Source organism: Sphingomonas sp. LY54 (assembly GCF_035594035.1).
Lineage (GTDB): Bacteria > Pseudomonadota > Alphaproteobacteria > Sphingomonadales > Sphingomonadaceae > Allosphingosinicella.
This window is the reverse complement of sequence record NZ_CP141588.1, coordinates 533,283-550,173: the sequence shown is the minus strand read 5'-3', so window position 1 is coordinate 550,173 and position 16,891 is coordinate 533,283. Positions and strand designations below refer to the sequence as shown.

21 protein-coding genes are annotated in these 16,891 nt (G+C 66.0%); 11 read left to right on the top strand and 10 right to left on the bottom strand.

The features are described from left to right. Positions 1 to 12 precede the first annotated feature (12 nt). The 3 genes from SH591_RS02775 to SH591_RS02765 all read left to right on the top strand — a co-directional run bounded on the left by SH591_RS02775 (position 13) and on the right by SH591_RS02765 (position 2,600). On the top strand, positions 13 to 846 hold the full coding sequence (locus SH591_RS02775; RefSeq protein WP_324750421.1) for a hypothetical protein: 834 nt from the start codon (positions 13 to 15) through the stop codon (positions 844 to 846). Continuing rightward, positions 843 to 2,312: a terminase large subunit domain-containing protein gene (locus SH591_RS02770; protein ID WP_324750420.1), complete on the top strand. Its 1,470-nt coding sequence runs from the start codon at positions 843 to 845 to the stop codon at positions 2,310 to 2,312. Before SH591_RS02775 ends, SH591_RS02770 begins: the two co-directional genes overlap by 4 nt. 117 nt (positions 2,313 to 2,429) lie before the next feature. Next, complete coding sequence (locus tag SH591_RS02765; protein ID WP_322830696.1) at positions 2,430 to 2,600, top strand: hypothetical protein; 171 nt, start codon at positions 2,430 to 2,432, stop codon at positions 2,598 to 2,600. 402 nt (positions 2,601 to 3,002) lie between these two features. On the opposite strand, the gene SH591_RS02760 is transcribed toward SH591_RS02765, so the two are convergent. Together SH591_RS02760 and SH591_RS02755 are read right to left on the bottom strand one after the other, a co-directional pair. After that, positions 3,003 to 3,722 carry a hypothetical protein gene (locus tag SH591_RS02760; protein ID WP_324750419.1) on the bottom strand — a complete coding sequence of 240 codons (720 nt, stop codon included), beginning with the start codon at positions 3,720 to 3,722 and terminating at the stop codon, positions 3,003 to 3,005. A gap of 431 nt (positions 3,723 to 4,153) precedes the next feature. Continuing rightward, positions 4,154 to 4,435 (bottom strand): hypothetical protein, encoded by a 282-nt coding sequence (locus tag SH591_RS02755; protein ID WP_324750418.1) that lies wholly within the window; start codon positions 4,433 to 4,435, stop codon positions 4,154 to 4,156. A 649-nt stretch (positions 4,436 to 5,084) separates the two neighbouring features. Between SH591_RS02755 and SH591_RS02750 the strand changes: the two genes are divergently transcribed. Next, entirely contained in the window at positions 5,085 to 5,582 is a 498-nt protein-coding gene (locus SH591_RS02750; protein ID WP_324750417.1) for a hypothetical protein, read from the top strand. A gap of 81 nt (positions 5,583 to 5,663) precedes the next feature. Here the strand turns inward: SH591_RS02750 and SH591_RS02745 are convergent, their stop codons facing one another. Further along, on the bottom strand, positions 5,664 to 6,344 hold the full coding sequence (locus SH591_RS02745) for a phytanoyl-CoA dioxygenase family protein (protein ID WP_324750416.1): 681 nt from the start codon (positions 6,342 to 6,344) through the stop codon (positions 5,664 to 5,666). 417 nt (positions 6,345 to 6,761) lie between these two features. Here SH591_RS02745 and SH591_RS02740 point away from each other — a divergent pair, with 417 nt between their 5' ends. Continuing rightward, positions 6,762 to 7,256 (top strand): HXXEE domain-containing protein, encoded by a 495-nt coding sequence (locus tag SH591_RS02740; protein ID WP_324750415.1) that lies wholly within the window; start codon positions 6,762 to 6,764, stop codon positions 7,254 to 7,256. Positions 7,257 to 7,395: 139 nt separating this feature from the next. On the opposite strand, the gene SH591_RS02735 is transcribed toward SH591_RS02740, so the two are convergent. Then, complete coding sequence (locus tag SH591_RS02735) at positions 7,396 to 7,839, bottom strand: tRNA (cytidine(34)-2'-O)-methyltransferase (RefSeq protein ID WP_324750414.1); 444 nt, start codon at positions 7,837 to 7,839, stop codon at positions 7,396 to 7,398. A gap of 200 nt (positions 7,840 to 8,039) precedes the next feature. Here SH591_RS02735 and petA point away from each other — a divergent pair, with 200 nt between their 5' ends. From petA to SH591_RS02710, 5 genes are all read left to right on the top strand, one after another. After that, positions 8,040 to 8,606 carry a ubiquinol-cytochrome c reductase iron-sulfur subunit gene (petA, locus tag SH591_RS02730; protein ID WP_322830690.1) on the top strand — a complete coding sequence of 189 codons (567 nt, stop codon included), beginning with the start codon at positions 8,040 to 8,042 and terminating at the stop codon, positions 8,604 to 8,606. Between the two features lie 11 nt (positions 8,607 to 8,617). Next, positions 8,618 to 9,919, top strand: a complete 1,302-nt coding sequence (locus SH591_RS02725) for a cytochrome b (RefSeq protein ID WP_322830689.1) — start codon at positions 8,618 to 8,620, stop codon at positions 9,917 to 9,919. A 15-nt stretch (positions 9,920 to 9,934) separates the two neighbouring features. Continuing rightward, complete coding sequence (locus SH591_RS02720) at positions 9,935 to 10,768, top strand: cytochrome c1 (protein ID WP_324750413.1); 834 nt, start codon at positions 9,935 to 9,937, stop codon at positions 10,766 to 10,768. An 83-nt stretch (positions 10,769 to 10,851) separates the two neighbouring features. Then, positions 10,852 to 11,391 carry an adenine phosphoribosyltransferase gene (locus SH591_RS02715; RefSeq protein ID WP_324750412.1) on the top strand — a complete coding sequence of 180 codons (540 nt, stop codon included), beginning with the start codon at positions 10,852 to 10,854 and terminating at the stop codon, positions 11,389 to 11,391. Positions 11,392 to 11,524: 133 nt separating this feature from the next. Beyond that, complete coding sequence (locus tag SH591_RS02710; protein ID WP_324750411.1) at positions 11,525 to 12,172, top strand: hypothetical protein; 648 nt, start codon at positions 11,525 to 11,527, stop codon at positions 12,170 to 12,172. A 3-nt stretch (positions 12,173 to 12,175) separates the two neighbouring features. Here SH591_RS02710 and SH591_RS02705 read toward each other — a convergent pair whose 3' ends face one another. From SH591_RS02705 to ychF, 3 genes are all read right to left on the bottom strand, one after another. Next, a complete protein-coding gene (locus SH591_RS02705) occupies positions 12,176 to 12,622 on the bottom strand; it encodes a MaoC family dehydratase (RefSeq protein ID WP_324750410.1) in 447 nt (148 codons plus the stop codon). 224 nt (positions 12,623 to 12,846) lie between these two features. Further along, complete coding sequence (locus SH591_RS02700; RefSeq protein WP_416385225.1) at positions 12,847 to 13,119, bottom strand: GIY-YIG nuclease family protein; 273 nt, start codon at positions 13,117 to 13,119, stop codon at positions 12,847 to 12,849. A gap of 173 nt (positions 13,120 to 13,292) precedes the next feature. Beyond that, positions 13,293 to 14,393, bottom strand: coding sequence for a redox-regulated ATPase YchF (ychF, locus tag SH591_RS02695; protein WP_324750408.1), 1,101 nt, complete (start codon positions 14,391 to 14,393; stop codon positions 13,293 to 13,295). 122 nt (positions 14,394 to 14,515) lie between these two features. Here ychF and SH591_RS02690 point away from each other — a divergent pair, with 122 nt between their 5' ends. Next, positions 14,516 to 15,133, top strand: a complete 618-nt coding sequence (locus tag SH591_RS02690; protein ID WP_324750407.1) for a peptidylprolyl isomerase — start codon at positions 14,516 to 14,518, stop codon at positions 15,131 to 15,133. Here SH591_RS02690 and SH591_RS02685 read toward each other — a convergent pair. From SH591_RS02685 to SH591_RS02675, 3 genes are all read right to left on the bottom strand, one after another. Next, the gene (locus SH591_RS02685; RefSeq protein ID WP_324750406.1) at positions 15,130 to 15,492 is read right to left on the bottom strand and encodes a VOC family protein; all 363 of its coding nucleotides are present in this window, start codon (positions 15,490 to 15,492) and stop codon (positions 15,130 to 15,132) included. The two genes, SH591_RS02690 and SH591_RS02685, sit on opposite strands and share 4 nt — an antisense overlap. 2 nt (positions 15,493 to 15,494) lie before the next feature. After that, positions 15,495 to 16,064 (bottom strand): aminoacyl-tRNA hydrolase, encoded by a 570-nt coding sequence (gene pth / locus SH591_RS02680; protein WP_322830895.1) that lies wholly within the window; start codon positions 16,062 to 16,064, stop codon positions 15,495 to 15,497. Positions 16,065 to 16,173: 109 nt separating this feature from the next. Beyond that, complete coding sequence (locus SH591_RS02675; RefSeq protein ID WP_322830681.1) at positions 16,174 to 16,839, bottom strand: 50S ribosomal protein L25/general stress protein Ctc; 666 nt, start codon at positions 16,837 to 16,839, stop codon at positions 16,174 to 16,176. Between the last annotated feature and the right edge of the window lie 52 nt (positions 16,840 to 16,891).

Below are 16,891 nucleotides of genomic sequence, written 5' to 3'. Positions count from 1 at the left end.
TTAAACTCGCCGATGGGCGGGAGGACTGAGTCGAGCGGGCGGCGGGTGCGGATCGATGCCGCGGCGAAGGCGGCTTGCCTCGACGGACTGCTTGCCGGAGCGCGGGTGGCGGATCTGGCGGCGGCGATCGGCGTGACGCCGCAAGCGCTGCAGCGCGCGCGCAAGCGCGATCCCCTGTTCGACGCCGGGTGGCGGGCGGCGCATGCTGCCTCGGCGGCGGCGGAGCGGGGAGGCGCCGGGCGGGGCAGCGTCGGCCCGGCCGGCGAGGAGCGGATCGCCGCCAACAATTTGCGCGGGCTGCAGGTGCGCAAGATGCGGCACGTGCGGTTCGGCGCGAAGCGGCAGCAGTGCTTCCTCGCCCATTTCGCGTGGAGCGCGGATACGCTGGCGGCGGCGGCAGCAGCGGGCGTGTGCGAGACCACCGTTTACAACCAGCGGCGCAGCAACCCGGCCTTCGCCGAGGAATTCCAGGCGGCGCTCGACCAGGCTTATGCGCGGCTCGAGGCGGAGGCGCTGCGCCAGCGGCTGGCGGCGCAGCAGGCGCTGCGCGCCGCGGTCGAGCGCTCTGAACCGGGGGCGCAGCCGGGGGCCGCGCCGCTCCTCCCCGCGGAGATGGCCGCCGAGTTCGAGCGCGTGCTGAAATTGCTCGCGCGCTGGGACCGCAAGCCGCGGCGGCCCGAGCGCCACGCCGCGCCCGACGGGCGGCAGGAGCCGTGGAGCTTCGAGGGCGCCATCGCCTTGCTCAATCGGCGGCTCGCCGCGCTCGGCATGGCGGTCCCGCCGCTGCCGTCCGGCGTCGCCGCCCGCTATGACGGTGAAGCGGGCGAAGGGGAGGGGGCGCCGTGAAGCGCAGCGAGGCCGTCGCCGCCTTGCGGATGCTGGCCGCGCTCTCGCCCGAGCGGCGCCGGGTCGCGCTGGCCGCGCTGCCGCAGGCGGCGGTCGCCGCGATCGCCGAGGAATGGTGGTGGGGCGTCCATGGTGGCCAGCACGAGCCGCGCGCGGCGCAGAACGGGCTGCCCTGGCGCGTGTGGGCGATCGTCGCCGGGCGCGGCTTCGGCAAGACCAGGGCCGGCGCCGAATGGATCTGGGCGCGGGCGCGCGTCGGCGGCGAGGGGGCGCGGATCGCGCTGGTGGCGGCGACGCGCGAGGAAGCGGCGCGGGTGATGGTAGAGGGGGAAAGCGGCCTCATCGCCTGCGCGCGCAGCGGCGAGGCGCCGCGCTGGACGCCGAGCCGCGGCGTCTTGCGCTTTCCAGGCGGCGCGCAGGGCTTCGTCTATTCGGCCGAGCGTCCGGACCAGCTGCGCGGGCCGCAGCATCATTTCGCCTGGGTCGACGAGCTCGCCAAATGGCGCCACGCCGAGGCGACGTGGGACAACCTCATGCTCGGCCTGCGCCTCGGGCCGCAGCCGCGCACGGTCCTCACCACCACCCCGCGGCCGGGGCCGCTGCTGACGCGCATCCTCGCATTGCCGCACACCGCGCAGACCGGCGGCGGCACCGCCGAAAATCCGCACCTCCCCGCCGACTTCCGCGACGCCGTCACCGCGCTTTATGCCGGCACGCGGCTCGGCCGGCAGGAGCTGGACGGCGTGCTGCTCGAGGACGTGCAAGGCGCGCTCTGGACCCGGCAAATGCTGGAGCAGGCGCGGGCAGGGGTTCGCGCAGAGACGCAGAGACGCGGAGAGGCCGCAGGCGCCCACCGCCGCGAAGCGGCCCTCGATCCCTTCGACGCGGAGCCCTCGGCTTCGTCCGATCTGGGCGACGGGAACGATCCCTCTGCGCCTTTGCGCCTCTGCGCGAACCTTCCTCCCTTGCTTCGCGTGGTCGTCGGCGTTGATCCGCCCGCTTCCGCCCATGGCGACAGCTGCGGCATCATCGTCTGCGGCATGGGGGGCGACGGCGTCGGCTACGTCCTCGCCGATTGCACGATCGCCGGCGCGCGGCCCGAAGGCTGGGCGCGCCGCGTCGCCGCCGCGGCGCAGGCGTGGGACGCGCAATTGGTCGTCGCCGAGAAGAACCAGGGCGGCGACATGGTCGCGAGCGTGCTGCGCGCGGCGAGCGTCGGCCTGCCGGTGCGGCTGGTCGCCGCGACCCTGAGCAAGGAGGCCCGCGCCGAGCCGATCGCGCTCCTTTTCGAGACCGGCCGGGCGAAGCTCGCCGGCTTCTTTCCCGAGCTGGAGGACCAGCTTTGCGGCCTCACCTATGCCGGCTACGAAGGTCCCGGCCGCAGCCCCGACCGCGCCGACGCCATGGTCTGGGCGATGACGGAATTGTTCAAGCCGGAGCGCGAGGTGCGGGTGCGGATGCTGTAGCTGTTCGCAGGTGAATGTCTGCGACGGGTGGAAGGCAGACGTTCGACGCCCTCGCCAACTGCCTTGACGGCCCCGGGCTCCGCCATTGATAATATCCGCCGGTTTGGGAGGGGTTCCATGAAACACTATCGCATTAACAAAGTCGCCAAGCCCGGCGGCGTCGTGCTTAAGAAGAGGGACATTCTAGCTCAAAGCGAGAAGGTCGCCATGGAAGTCGCCGCGAGCGACGAAGATTGTCCCATCTGCGACGTTTACCACGCGGGCCAGAAGATCGGCTCCATCACCTGAGCGAGCTTCTGCCCGGTCACGCGGAGCCAACTTGAGTGATGGGCGTTGGCAACTCATGCCGACACCTGAAGATCGAGCTAGGCGCCGTGACCGACAGACAGCCGAGGTCGAGGCGAGCCAAGCAAATTTGCGGAAGAGCATAGCCGAGACGGAGCGGCTGGTCGGCCAATCGGACGAGATGCTTCGCCGCCACCGTAAAGAGAATGACGACGCGGACGGCGCCGGCGGATAAGGGCCATCCTGCTCAAAGGCCGCCGAGCGCCTCGACGGGACCACCCCCCAGCCCCTCCATTCGAGACAGGGGAGGCAGGTGCGGTCGCGCCGGAGATATCGCTTAGTCGGTGACCGGACGCAGGTGGACGCCGGCAAGGGTGGTTAGCGCACGTTTGCGCTCAGGGACCGCTAAGTCGTCGCGCGCAGCTCCGAAAGGGGCTTGTGCGAGAAGCAATCGACCCGACTTACCGGCTCCACCGGCCAAGCCAGTTGTCCCGGGCCAGGCGCCGGCGGCAAAGGCGCGGCTTCGGTGACCTGCAGCCAGATGAACCCGAATGGCCCGGCGAGCCTCCGCACCGCGAGACACCGCCCCATGCTCCCATATTCGCCTGCAGGGTAAGCTTTGGTCTCGACAGAGGAGCCATCCTGAAGAGCGAATGTCGTCATCGTTGTCTTGAACCTGCCCCCCCGCGTCTCAAATTTCGAGATCTGGCTCCTGAGCTCCGGCCCTGGAGCGGCATGAGCCCGCGCATAGAAGCTTGCTGCGGGATAGAGGAGGGCGACCACTCCGGTCGCGATCCAACCGACGAGGCCCAGCCAGCGACAGAGGTTTGGCGCAACCCCTTTCCCGGCTGTAAACCAGAGCGCGAGGCCGGCAAGAAGCGGGAACGGCCAAAGATCGGCCACGGGCGGCGCGTCGACCAGAAAATCGGACGTCAAGGCCTCCGTCAGGACCCCGCCCAGCCAAATGAGGATCGGCGAAAGCATCAACAGCGCCGCATGATGCATGGCGCGCAGCTGGTTCGCCCCATAGGCTGGCCGGACTTCGGCACGCTGCAGGTGCGGCGGAACAAATGGTTGGCCGATCCTGGCCGTCCAGCCTGTACGGTCGTCGGGGGATTGGTCCAAGTCTCCCGTCCATCGAGAGCTATCGTAAGGAGGCCGCTGCATAATGCAGTGTGGAGGAAGGGTGGTTACAAAAGAGTTCGCCGTTTCTTGGGGCGAGCGCCGGGCCGGACAGCCCCTTACGCCCGACCTGAGTCGAAGGCGGATTTACGATCGCTGACGGGTGCGAATGGCAACCCGGTCCGGCCCGGTTCGTTTATCCGCAAAGACTGGGCAAGCCGCATGCGACCACCTTGGAAGCCGTCCGCGCGCCGCAGCGTCGTGTTGCTGCTGATCTTCCTCTTAATGCTCGGTGCGGCCGTGCTTTATTGGTGGAGGGCAGGCGACGCGCCCAACCCTTCGTCCACCGCGTCCGCCGAGACTGTACCCGGAGCTCCGCGCCAGCGCCTTGAGGTTGCTTCGGTCACGCTCCGTCTGCCGCAAGGGACAGTTGGTCAGAGCCGCTCCAGGCAGGCCGAGAAGCCGATCGCGATGGCGCCCAGGGCGAACAATATCGTGAGCGGAAAGAAATCGGTCACCCCGCCCAGCAAGACGTGCGGGTAGGAAAGCCCTTCCCAATTGTACAAATGGTCGATCGTCAGCGCGGCGGCGGTGGCTAATGCTACCGCGAGGGACGTCCTTGCGAAGCCCATGCGCGCGAGGAGATAGGCAGGCGCGAGGACCGCAAAGCAGCACATTGCGACATAGGCGATAAGCGTGATGACAAGGCCTGGCACGTGAGCCTCCCGCGAACCGATTCCCAAGGGCCATGCTTTTGGCAGGGAAGTGCGCGCGGCCGATGAGCGTTGGGAGGAGAAACGGTGCAGGCAGCCGGCACCTAAGGCCCCGGCCGCAGCCCCGACCGCGCCGACGCCATGGTCTGGGTGATGACGGAATTGTTCAGGCCGGACCGGTAGGTGAATGTCTGCAATGGGTGGTTAGCGGACCGGCGGCTTTCGGACGAAGTGACGGAAAAGCGGACGTTCGCGGTTCCGCCGGCTCTATGTCGGCTCACGACCCAATGCGGACATTCATCGGACGTGCGACCGATCCCGAGTGGATTTATTGCAGCTCGGAATAGGGGCTCTAGCGGGGATCATGCTTGCCGCAGGTTTGGCCACAGGACGGATGCCCAGCGCCATGATTGGCCGGCACGAACGAGGAATCCGATGGGATTTTGGGCTCTGGCCACGCTTTACGCTCTGATCAGCGGCATTGTGCTTCTTAAAAATGCAGCTGCGCTGCTCTAGGATCATGTCGGGCAACGACCCGTTGCGGACATTACTTCGACCCGACGCGCATAAGCTGAGTTGCCATCTTGGCAGGATACTGGTGAGCCATCATCGTGGGCGCTCTCTTCGCCGCCCAGGAATAAGGATACAGGACTTGAAGCGGCGCAAACTGGTTTTTCTAGGTCTGCTGGTCACCTCTTGCTCGGACGCGCCTGATCGGGAAGTTCTGGAACCGACGAGATTCGGCGCCGCCCGATCCGGAAGCGAAAACAGGATTGCCAAGGCATCTGCGAACCGATCCTTGATATTCCCGCTTACACAAGACGCAAATCGTCTTCCAAACTTCACCAGGGTGAAGGGACGTGAAGCAGGGGAGATGAATGTGCAGGAACTAATCTTCGCAGTTATCAACTGCGGAACAGGACTAAGTTGGTACGAGCAATCCTCGCATTGGGAAGCTATTGTGGTGCCATCTTCGTCGTCGACTATTTGGGAAAACGTGAAAACGTGGCATCCATCTGACGAGGAGATTGTTAATTGCGTGCGCCGTCTCTACCCGAGGACCTTCTCCTACACTGTCAGAGATGTGGGTTACGACACCTTCGAGTCCACGTTCATCGATGACGCACTGGACTCTGCAGCTCAACGCTAGCGTCCGCTTTCCACCCCTTTGCCGACATTGCCTAGGCACAGACTCCGCGCCGAGCGTCCGCTAAGGGTGGGAAAGCGGACGTCAGACGCCGAGCCAAGCTAATCCGCCCGGCAGTTCCTCCGCCGCGTAATCGACATGTAAGACACGGCGGCGCGCAGGTGTGGCGGCGGCTTCAGATGCGTGGAGGATCGGCGTCGAATACGCCCATACGTCGCCGGCATCTGCTAGGCAGGCATAGGTGCCGCACTGGCGCACCACGTCATCAATTGCGCCCACCGCGACGCGACCATGCTTGTGTGAGCCGGGCGCGATCAGCAGGGGTGCGTTGATGGCCGGAACGTCGTCCAAGTGAACGCGCAACGTCACCATTCGGGATAAAAGATCGAAGGGCGGGGCGACGTGCTGCATCCCGTCCTTCATCGTCCACGGCCCGAAGCCGTCCACCTCCACGCGCTGCTCGACGCAGATCGTTCGATCCTGATGCCAAGCAAGAGACCAATTGGTGCGCTCGGTTTTGTCGAACAGGACAGCGCGCACCGGTCGGCTGCTCAGGCCAAGAGAGCGTGTGGCAATCTTTCCGATCGGACCATGCGGGCCGAGCAAGTAAGCCAACCCTGCAACCCGCCGGATGCGGATGCCAGCGTGATCTGCCGGAAGGTGGGCTAGAGTGGCATGCAGTGCTGCTAAGGCGCCGGTCACTGCACCTGGCACGCGTTCTGCACCGTGATCTTGCATATTGAGCGACGCGGCGTTCGTAAACATACCCGCCTTCGATAAGCTCGACACACCGCTCTCTCAATGCCCGCATGGGGTCGTTTGCAGCCATTCGCGCTCGGCATGAACGATCGGCTGCTTTCGGGCATCGGGCGAACGACCTTCTACGGCCGATTTGGGTCGTTTGCAGCCGTTAGGCCTATTCCTGACCGTATGGCAGCTTGTGCCGCCTGGCATCCGAAAGCTGCCGGTCCGCTTTCCACCCATGCGGACATCTCCGTCGTCCAGACCCAGATTTCATGTTGGGCGTCCGCTAAGGTGGAGAGCGGACGTTTGCCGGGGGACGGCAAAGAGCGGTAATATCGGGCTTCGTCAGAAACCAAGGGTTGGATGATGCAGCCCCCAGCTAACCCCAACCCCGAGCAGGAATGGCCCAGGCGAGGCCCCCTAAGCACCCTGTGGCTGTTGCCACTGGCCTTCGTTGTACACGATGCTGAAGAGTTCATCACAGGCAGGCGCTGGCTCGAACAACATGCTGCCGATTTACGCAGCCGTGCTGGGGATATTCCAGCGCAGCTTGTTGTTGACGTATATTCCTCGTCACTCGGCACTCTGGCGGCGATGGGAGTAATCCTGACGATATTCGTCGGCGTCACTATCTGGGCAAATCAGACCAATCTCTCGAAGCTCGCTACTTGGGCCTTCGTGCTCTGCACCGGCGCGTTCTTCCTGCACGGCTTCGGCCACATCGCTCAAACGTCGTTTTTCGGTTATTATACACCGGGCGTGGTCACGTCCGCCGCGGTGGTCCTCCCGTCGGGTGCAGTGTTGCTGAGCGCTATCCGAAGGCGCGGTGCGATCAATCCAGCTACTCTCTTATTCGGCTTATCCATCTCAGGTTTGCTGGTGGTCCCCGCAATCATCGGTGCTCTTCTCTTGGGCCGTGTGCTGGCCGCTTGATCGCCCCACGGCTAACGCACGTTCGGTTGGTTGCCTGCTTCGGGTCGAAACCGGACGTTGGCGCGGCGGATGGATACGCACAGCTTTTAGTAAACCGGCGGGTAGTCGCACATTGCCCGATTTGGCTCGTGTCCAGCCCTCACGCCCACGCCGTCTGCCTGAGCGCCTCGGCCAAGCCGATGCCCGCCGCCACGGCGATGTTGAGCGAGCGGGTGCCTTCCACCTGGGGGATGCGGACCCGCGCGTCCGCCCGCGCGTGCACGTCGCCCGGGGCGCCGTGGCTTTCGGAGCCGAAGAGCAAGGTGTCGCCGGGTTCGAAGTGGGCCTGGGGCAGGGGGACGGCGCCTTGCGTGGTGAACAGGACGAGCCGGCCGGGCAGGCGCGCCGCGAAGTCGGTCCAGTCGGCGTGGCGGGTGACGTTGGCGATTTCGGCATAGTCCATGCCGGCGCGCTTCAAGGCCCGGTCCGAATAGGGGAATCCGCACGGCTCGACAATGTCGAGCGGCGTGCCGAAACATGCGGCTAACCGCAATATCGTGCCGACATTGCCGGCCTGGTCGGGTTGATACAAAGCGATCCGCATGGTTTCCGCATAGCGAAAGCGCCGGAGCGTGTCATACCGGCGGCAAAATCGCTGTTGGCAAAGCGGCGTTCAGGCGTCTATCAGGCCCCCGAAGCCGCATAAGGGGGTCCCTTCGCGGCGTGTAAGTCGGTCGCCGCGGCCCGGTCCCACCGGCCCTGGCGGCTTTTTGCACATCCGGTTTGAATCGCTGAAGGGTGATAATGGCGACGGTTGAACATCCCGATGATACGGTTGGCGGCTCGCCCGAGGGCGTCCGCCGCCGCGATTTCATCAATATCGCAGCAGTGAGCTTCGCCGGCGTCGGCGCGGTCGCTGTGGTCTATCCGCTGGTGAACCAGATGAACCCGTCGGCCGACGTGCTCGCGCTGGCCCAGACCGAGCTCGACATTTCGGCGATCGAACCGGGCCAGGCGATCAAGACCAGCTGGCGCAAGCAGCCGGTCTTCGTCCGCAACCTGACCCCGCAGGAAATCGCCGCCGCCAACGCGGTGCCGGCCGCCGATCTGCGCGATCCCCAGACGCTCGCCGAGCGCACCAAGGAAGGCAAGCAGAACTGGCTGGTCACGATGGGCGTCTGCACCCATCTCGGCTGCGTCCCGCTGGGCGCCGCCGAGGGCGAGAATCGCGGCGAATATGGCGGCTATTTCTGCCCCTGCCACGGTTCGCACTACGACACCGCCGCGCGCATCCGTAAGGGTCCGGCGCCAACCAACCTCGTCGTGCCCGAATATGAATTCGCGTCCGACACTGTCATCCGCATCGGCTGAGGTAAGAACAGATGAGCTTTCCCTGGGCGGAACAATATAATCCCAAGTCGCCGTTCATGCGCTGGGTGGACGACCGCCTGCCGCTGCCGCGGCTGGTGTTCAACGCGGTCGGCGCCGGCTATCCGGTGCCGCGCAACCTCAACCATTTCTGGAATTTCGGCGTCCTCGCCGGCGTCGCGCTGACGATCCAGATCATCACCGGCATCATCCTGGCGATGCATTATGCCGCCAACGGTGCGATCGCGTTCGACTCGGTCGAGCACATCATGCGCAACGTCAACCAGGGCTGGCTGCTGCGCTATGCCCATGCCAACGGCGCGAGCTTCTTCTTCATCGTCACCTACATCCACATCTTCCGCGGTCTCTATTACGGCTCCTACAAGGCGCCGCGCGAGATGGTGTGGCTGCTTGGCCTGGTCATCTTCCTGCTGATGATGGCGACCGCCTTCATGGGCTACGTCCTTCCCTGGGGCCAGATGAGCTACTGGGGCGCGCAGGTCATCACCGGCCTGTTCGCGGCGATCCCGCTGGTCGGCGAGCCGATCCAGACCTGGCTGCTCGGCGGCTACGTCCCGGACAATGCCGCGCTGAACCGCTTCTTCTCGCTCCACTATCTGCTGCCGTTCGTGATCGCAGGCGTCATCATCCTGCACATCTGGGCGCTGCACATTCCGGGCTCGGGCAACCCGACCGGCGTCGACGTCAAGTCGCCGCAGGACACGGTGCCCTTCCACCCCTATTACACCGCCAAGGACGGCTTCGGACTGGGCCTGTTCCTCATCGCCTTCGCGATCGTTCTGTTCTTCCTGCCGAACGCGCTGGGCCATGCCGACAACTACATCCCGGCCAACCCGCTCTCGACGCCGGCGCACATCGTCCCCGAATGGTATTTCTGGCCGTTCTACGCGATCCTGCGCGCCTTCACCGTCGATTTCATCCTGCCGGCTAAGCTGTGGGGCGTGATCGCGATGTTCGCGTCGATCATCCTGCTGTTCTTCCTGCCCTGGCTCGACCGCTCGCCGGTCCGCTCGGGCAGCTACCGCCCGAAGTTCAAGATGTTCTTCTGGATCCTCGTGGCGGACGTGCTGGTGCTCGGCTATTGCGGCGGCGCCCCGGCGGAAGAGCCCTATGTGATGATCTCGCAGATCGCGACCATCTACTATTTCGCGCACTTCCTCATCATCCTTCCGCTCGTCTCCAAGCTCGAGCGTCCGCTGCCGCTGCCCAATTCCATCTCGGAAAGCGTGCTGCACGGCGAGAAGGCTGAAGCTGCGCCAATCGGTGTCGACGCCCGCGTCGCGCCGGCCGAATAAGGGGTTAGACGAGTCATGGTACGTTTCATTGCCGCGCTCGCAGGTGCAGGCTTCATCCTCGTCCTGCTGATCTCGCTGATCACCGGTGCGAGCGCCTTCATCGCCGAGGGCAAGACGGAGACGGTCGAGCACCGCTTCCACAAGGAGCCCGAACCGCTCAGGCTGGCCAGCGACGGCCCGCTCGGCAAGTTCGACCGCCAGCAGCTGCAGCGCGGCTTCCAAGTCTACAAGGAAGTCTGCGCCGCCTGCCACGGCCTCAACCAGGTGGCGTTCCGCAACCTCGAGGACCTCGGCTATAACGAGGCCGAGGTGAAGGCGATCGCCAACCAGTGGGCGATCGAGGTTCCCTCGATCAATCCGGACACCGGCGAGGCGACTACCCGCAAGGCGACCGCGGCGGACCGCTTCCCGGAGCCCTATTCCAACGAGACCGCCGCCCGCGCCGCGAACAACAACGCGCTGCCGCCCGATCTCTCGCTGATCACCAAGGCGCGCGAGGGCGGTGCCCCGTACATCCGCTCGCTGCTGGTCGGCTACCAGAACCCGCCGGCCGACCTGCCGAAGGAAAACCAGCCGGGCACGGGCCTGCACTACAACCCCTATTTCGCGAACCTCAACATCGCGATGCCGCCGCCGATCGCGGCCGACGGCCAGGTCACCTATGCCGACGGCACCAAGTCGAGCATCGACCAGATGTCGCAGGACGTCTCCGCCTTCCTCGTCTGGACGGCCGAGCCGAAGCTGGAGGCCCGCCACCGTACCGGCCTCGCCGTGCTGATCTTCCTGATCTTCGCCACGGCGCTTGCCTATCTGTCGTACCGGAACATCTGGGCCGACAAGAAGCATTGATCGCGGATCGGCCGCAGGGCTGAACGATAGAAGGGGCGCCGCGGCACGATCCGCGGCGCCCCTTTTGCTTGGAGACGCAAAGCATGATCCAGGAGCATGACGACCTCAAGGCGCTGATCCGGACGATTCCCGATTTCCCCAAGCCGGGCGTCCAGTTTCGCGACATCACCACGTTGCTGCTCGACCCGGCCGGCTTCGCCGCGGCGATCGAGCGGCTCGCCTCCCGGATCGAGGCCAAGCCCGATCTCGTCGCCGGGGTCGAGGCGCGCGGCTTCGTCATCGGCGCCGCTCTGGCGCAGCGGCTCGGCGCCGGCCTGCTGCTGATCCGCAAGGACGGCAAGCTGCCCGGCGCGACCATCGCCGAGGATTATGCGCTCGAATATGGCAGCGACCGTCTCGCCATGCATGTCGATGCGTGCACGCCCGGGGCGCAGGTGCTGCTGGTCGACGACCTGATCGCGACCGGCGGCAGCGCGCTGGCGGCGACGCGGCTGCTGCGGCGGGCAGGGGCCTCGGTGACCGGCGCCAGCTTCGTCATCGACCTGCCCAATCTGGGTGGCGCCGAGCGGCTGCGCGGCGAGGGCTTTCCCGTCCATTCCCTGGTATCGTTCAAGGGCGATTGAGCGCCGCCAATGCGCGTCGTTACGTCTCAGGAACTTTGCCGAGGCGCTTTCGTTTTCAGCGGGTTAACCATTCATCGGTCGTTCACCGCGCGAGGCGGACTCTCGGGTCGCATCGCATGTTCGGGAGGTTCGCATGATCGTTTCCCGTCTCCGCACTATCGTTCTCGCCGCCGCCGCAACGTTGGGCCTCAGCGCCTGCTACGAGGACGGCTACGGCTATGGCGGCCTCTCGGTCGGCTACAGCAGCGCCGGCTATTACGATCCCTATTATGCGGGCGGCTACGGCTCGCCTTATTGGGGCTGGTACGACAATTTCTATTATCCGGGCACGGGCTTCTTCATCTACGACCGGTTCGGCTCCCGCCACCGCTGGAACGACAATCACCGCCGCCATTGGGAAGGCCGGCGCCACGCATGGCGCGGCGACTTCCGCGACCGCTGGGACGGCTTCCGCGGCGACCGCCGCGGGGACGGGCGGCGCTGGGGCGACCGGCGCTGGGACCGTGACGACCGCGGCGAATGGCGGCGCGACCGCAACGAATGGCGCGAGGACCGCGGCGAACTGCGCGACAACCGGCGCGCCTTCCGCCAGGACCGCCGGATGGACAATCGCGCCTTCCGCCAGGAACGGCGCGACGACCGCGGCGCGCTCCGGCGCGGCGAGGTCACGCGCGACCAGTTCCGTCAGGACCGGCGCGGGGACCGGCGCGAATTCCGTCGGGAATTCAGGCAGGACAATCGCGCGCTGCGCCGCGAGAACCGGCGCGACATCCGCGATTGAGGGTCAGGCCGGTCGGCGGCGCATCAGCACGATCGAGGTGAAGCGCAGCACCGGCAGGTCGTCCTGGTTGAACACGGTGACGTTCGAGCGGAACGAGCCGAGATCGGGCTTGCTGCGCGAGGGCGTGACCTCGACGATCTCGCTCTCGGCGCGCAACGTGTCGCCCGGATAGACCGGCTTCAGCCAGCGCAATTCGTCGACGCCGGGCGAGCCGAGGCCCGCCTGCGGGTCCGCGCCGAGATGCTCGACCAGCATCGCCATCGTCATCGCGCAGGTGTGCCAGCCGCTCGCCGCCACCCGCCCGAAATGGGTCTGCGCCGCGGCCTCGTCGGAGAGGTGGAAGGGCTGCGGATCATATTTGCGCGCGAATTCCAGCACTTCCTCGCGCGTCACCGCGTAGCGCCCGAACGCGGCTTTCTGGCCGATTTCAAGATCCTCGAGATATTTCATTCCGTCCGTCTCCGTTATTCCCGCGCAGGCGGGAATCCCGCTGCTGTTCGGCCCGTGATCCCATGGTCGGAGCGATCATTCCAGTCGAGATCGGCACGTTCGATCAAATCGATCCTTAAGGCCGCCGTTCGGCGCAGAAGCGGGATTCCCGCGTACGCGGGAATGACGAAGGAAGTGGCGCAAGCCGGGGCCGTCCTTCCCGCGAAAGCGGGAATCCCGCTTCTTCAGACCATGAGGACATGGTCGAAGAGGTCCCTCCAGTCGGGATTGGCCTTCTCGATCAGATCGATTTTCCAGGCGCGGCGCCATTTCTTGATGGCTTTCTCGCGGGCGATGGCTTCGTCGATCGTCTCGTAGAATTCGGCGTGTACGAGGCGGTGGAGACTGTAGTTGCGAGTGAAATGGGAGCCCGAGCCTTCACGATGCTGGAATGCGCGACGGGCGATATCGGCGGTGACGCCGGTGTAGATGGTTCCGCGATAGCGGTCGGCCATCATGTAGACCCAGCCGCCTTTCACGAAGGAAGCGGGATTCCCGCGTGCGCGGGAATGACGAAGGAGGAAGCGCAGGGCATCGGCTACGCCTGGCGTTCTAGCACCGACCCACCATCCCGTCATTCCCGCGAACGCGGGAATCCCGCTTGCGATCGCGCGCCGACGCCCGCCGACGATCAGACGTTGAAGCGGAACAGCATCACGTCGCCGTCCTTGGTGACATAGTCCTTGCCCTCGGAACGGAGCTTGCCGGCGTCGCGGGCGCCGCTCTCGCCGCCATGAGTGACGTAATCGTCGAACGCGATCGTCTCGGCACGGATGAAGCCGCGCTCGAAGTCGGAATGGATCGCGCCGGCGGCCTGGGGGGCCTTCGAGCCCTTTTCCACCGTCCAGGCGCGCGCTTCCTTGGGCCCGACCGTGAAGAAGGTGATGAGATCGAGCAGCTCGTAGCCGGCGCGGATGATGCGGCTGAGGCCGGTTTCCTCGAGGCCGAGATCCTTCAGGAATTCGGTGCGCTCCTCGGACGGCATGGTCGCGATTTCGGCCTCGATCGCGGCCGAGATGATCACCGCCTTGGCGCCCTCGGCCGCCGCCTTTTCGAACACGCGCGCGCTGTGGGCGTTGCCGTTGGCGGCATCGCCCTCGTCGACGTTGCAGACGTAGAGGATCGGCTTGCTGGTGAGCAGTTGCGCCTGCGCGAGCGCGCGGGTCTCTTCCTCGTCGGCGGGCTGGGTGAGGCGGGCCGGCTTGGAGTCGCGCAGCAATTCGAGCGCCTTGCCGAGCACGCTGGCCTGGACCTTGGCTTCCTTGTCGCCCTGCTGCGCCTTCTTGGCGAGGGCGGGCACGCGCTTCTCGAGGCTGTCGAGGTCGGCGAGCATCAGCTCGGTCTCGACGGTCTCGGCGTCGGCGATCGGATCGACCCGGCCCTCGACATGGGTGACGTCGCCTTCCTCGAAGCAGCGCAGCACGTGGACGATCGCGTCGACCTCGCGGATGTTGGCGAGGAACTGGTTGCCGAGCCCCTCGCCCTTGGAGGCGCCGCGCACCAGACCGGCAATGTCGACGAATTCGAGCTGCGTCTCGATGATGTTGGCGGACTTGGCGGTCTCGGCGAGCTTGTGCAGGCGCGGATCGGGCACGGCGACGCGGCCGACATTGGGCTCGATCGTGCAGAAGGGATAATTGGCCGCCTGCGCCGCCGCGGTCTCGGTCAGCGCGTTGAACAGGGTGGACTTGCCCACGTTGGGAAGGCCGACGATACCGCAACGAAAACCCATAATGTCTCCTTGATCCTCTGCCCACGCCGGAGAGGATGAAATATGCCCGCCCGTTAGCGGCTGGACCGGCGAAATGCCAGCGATGCGGTGGTGTGGGCGCGAAACTTCGCTAGCCTTGGCGGATGTTCGCCCGATTCGCCCTGCTCGCTCTTGCCCTCCTCCCGCTCGTCCCCGCTCAGGCGCAGGAGCCGGCCCCGGCGGCCGCGCCGCAGCCGGCCGTGATCCGCGTCGTCCTCGAGACGGCCGAGGGGCCGATCGTGCTGGCGCTGGAGAAGGAGCGCGCGCCGGTCACGACCGCCAACTTCCTGCGCTATGTCGACGGCAAAAGGCTCGACGGCGTCGCCTTCTACCGCGCCACGCCGATCGGCCAGGGCTACGGCCTGATCCAAGGCGGCGTGCGCAACGATCCCAAGCGCGTGCTGCCGCCGATCGCGCACGAGCCGACCACGAAGACCGGGCTCAGCCATGTCGACGGCGCGATCTCGATGGCGCGGGCGGCGCCGGGCTCGGCCAATGCCGATTTCTTCATCACCGTAGGCGATCTCGTCTCGATGGACGCGGACCCCAAGCAGCCGGGCGACAATCAGGGCTTCGCCGTGTTCGGCCGGGTGGTCGAGGGGATGGACCTGGTGCGCCGCATCCTCGCCGCGCCGACCTCGCCGACCGCAGGGGAGGGCGCGATGAAGGGCCAGATGCTGGCGCCGCCGATCCCGATCGTCCGCGCGCGCCGGGCGGATTAGATCTTAACCCGCCAGGGAGGGAAGCGCCGGTTGTCGCCGGCATGGTAGAGGCAGATGACGTTGCCTGAGGGATCTCGCAGCCGCGCCTCGCGCCACAGCCAAGCCTGGTCGATCGGTTCGTGCAGCAGCGGCAGACCGAGTTTCGCGACGAACGCGTCGACTTCGTCCACCTCGAAATAGATGGTGGTGGTGCTCGCCACCGCGTCGACCAGATGGATCGAGAGAGTCTCGCCGTCGGGCGTCTCAAACCGCGCATAGCGGGGCGGGGAATGGACGATCTGGGTGAGACCGAGCCGGGTGTAGAAGGCGACCGCCGCGTCATAATCGGTCGTGCCGACGGTGACCTGGTTCAGCCGCACCGTCAGTCCTGGAGCCGGCGGGCGACTTCGCTCATGAAGCGGGCGTCGTCGCCTTTGGCGAGCCAATCGGCCTCGCCGGCGATCGCGCCGAGCATGGCGGCGAGGTCGTCGGTCTCGGCCTTGGCGTAATTGCCGAGGACGTGCTTGGTGACCCGGTCCTTGTGGCCGGGGTGGCCGATGCCCAGCCGCACGCGGCGGAAGGCGTTGCCGATATGGGCCTCGGTGGAGCGCAGGCCATTGTGGCCGGCGGTGCCGCCGCCGGTCTTCACCTTGACCTTGAACGGCGCGAGATCGAGCTCGTCGTGGAAGACCGTAAGGGCGTCGATATCCTTCTTGAAGAAGCGCATCGCCTCGCCGATCGCGCGGCCGCTGTCGTTCATGAAGGTGGCGGGCTTCAGGAGCAGGATGCGCTCCGAGCCGATCCGGCCCTGCTGCGTCCAACCCTGGAACGCTTTCTTGGGCGGGTCGAAATTGTGGATTTCGGCAATGGCGTCGAGCGCCATGAAGCCGACATTGTGGCGGTGCATCGCATATTGCGCGCCCGGATTGCCGAGGCCGACCCAGATCTGCATGGGTTCGAAATCACCCCAGTCGCCGACGTCTTCGCCGGTCTGGCCCAGCACCTCCACGCGCCGTGGCACGAAGAGGGAGCTGAGCCAGCCGAACAAAGCCAAAAGGCCCTTAGCCTTCCGAGGTTTCTTCGCCCGCGGACTCTTCGCCCACGGTCGGAACGTCGGCCGCGGCCGCAGCCTCCTCGGCTTCCTCGGCCTCGGCCTTCAGGCCGGACGGAGCGACGATCGTCGCGATGGTGAAGTCGCGGTCGGTGATCGCGGATTCGGTGCCCTTGGGCAGCTTCACCTGCGAGATGTGCAGCGAATCGCCGATGTCGAGGCCGGCGAGGTCGATCTCGATCTCGTCGGGGATCACGGACGCTTCGCAGATCAGCTCGAGATCGTGGCGGACGGTGTTGAGCACGCCGCCGCGCTTCAGGCCCTTCGAGCCCTCTTCATTGACGAAGCGGATCGGCACGGCGACCGTGACGGTCGAATGCTCGCCGATGCGCAGGAAGTCGACATGCAGCGGACGATCGGTGACCGGGTGGAACTGCACGTCCTTCGGGAGCGTGCGGTTGGCCTTGCCGGCGACGTCGATCATCACGACCGAGTTCATGAAGTGCCCGGTGTTGAGCATCTTCATCAGAACCTTCTCCTCGACGTGGATCGAGAGGGGCTCTTCCTTGGCGCCGTAGATCACGGCGGGAACGCGGCCTTCGCGACGCATGGCACGGGAGGCTCCCTTGCCTGCCCGATCGCGCGTCTCGGCCGACAGCGTAAGCTGTTCGCTCATGTGCATGTCCTTCAAAACAGATTGATATAACTTCCGCCGCGCACGCCTCCAG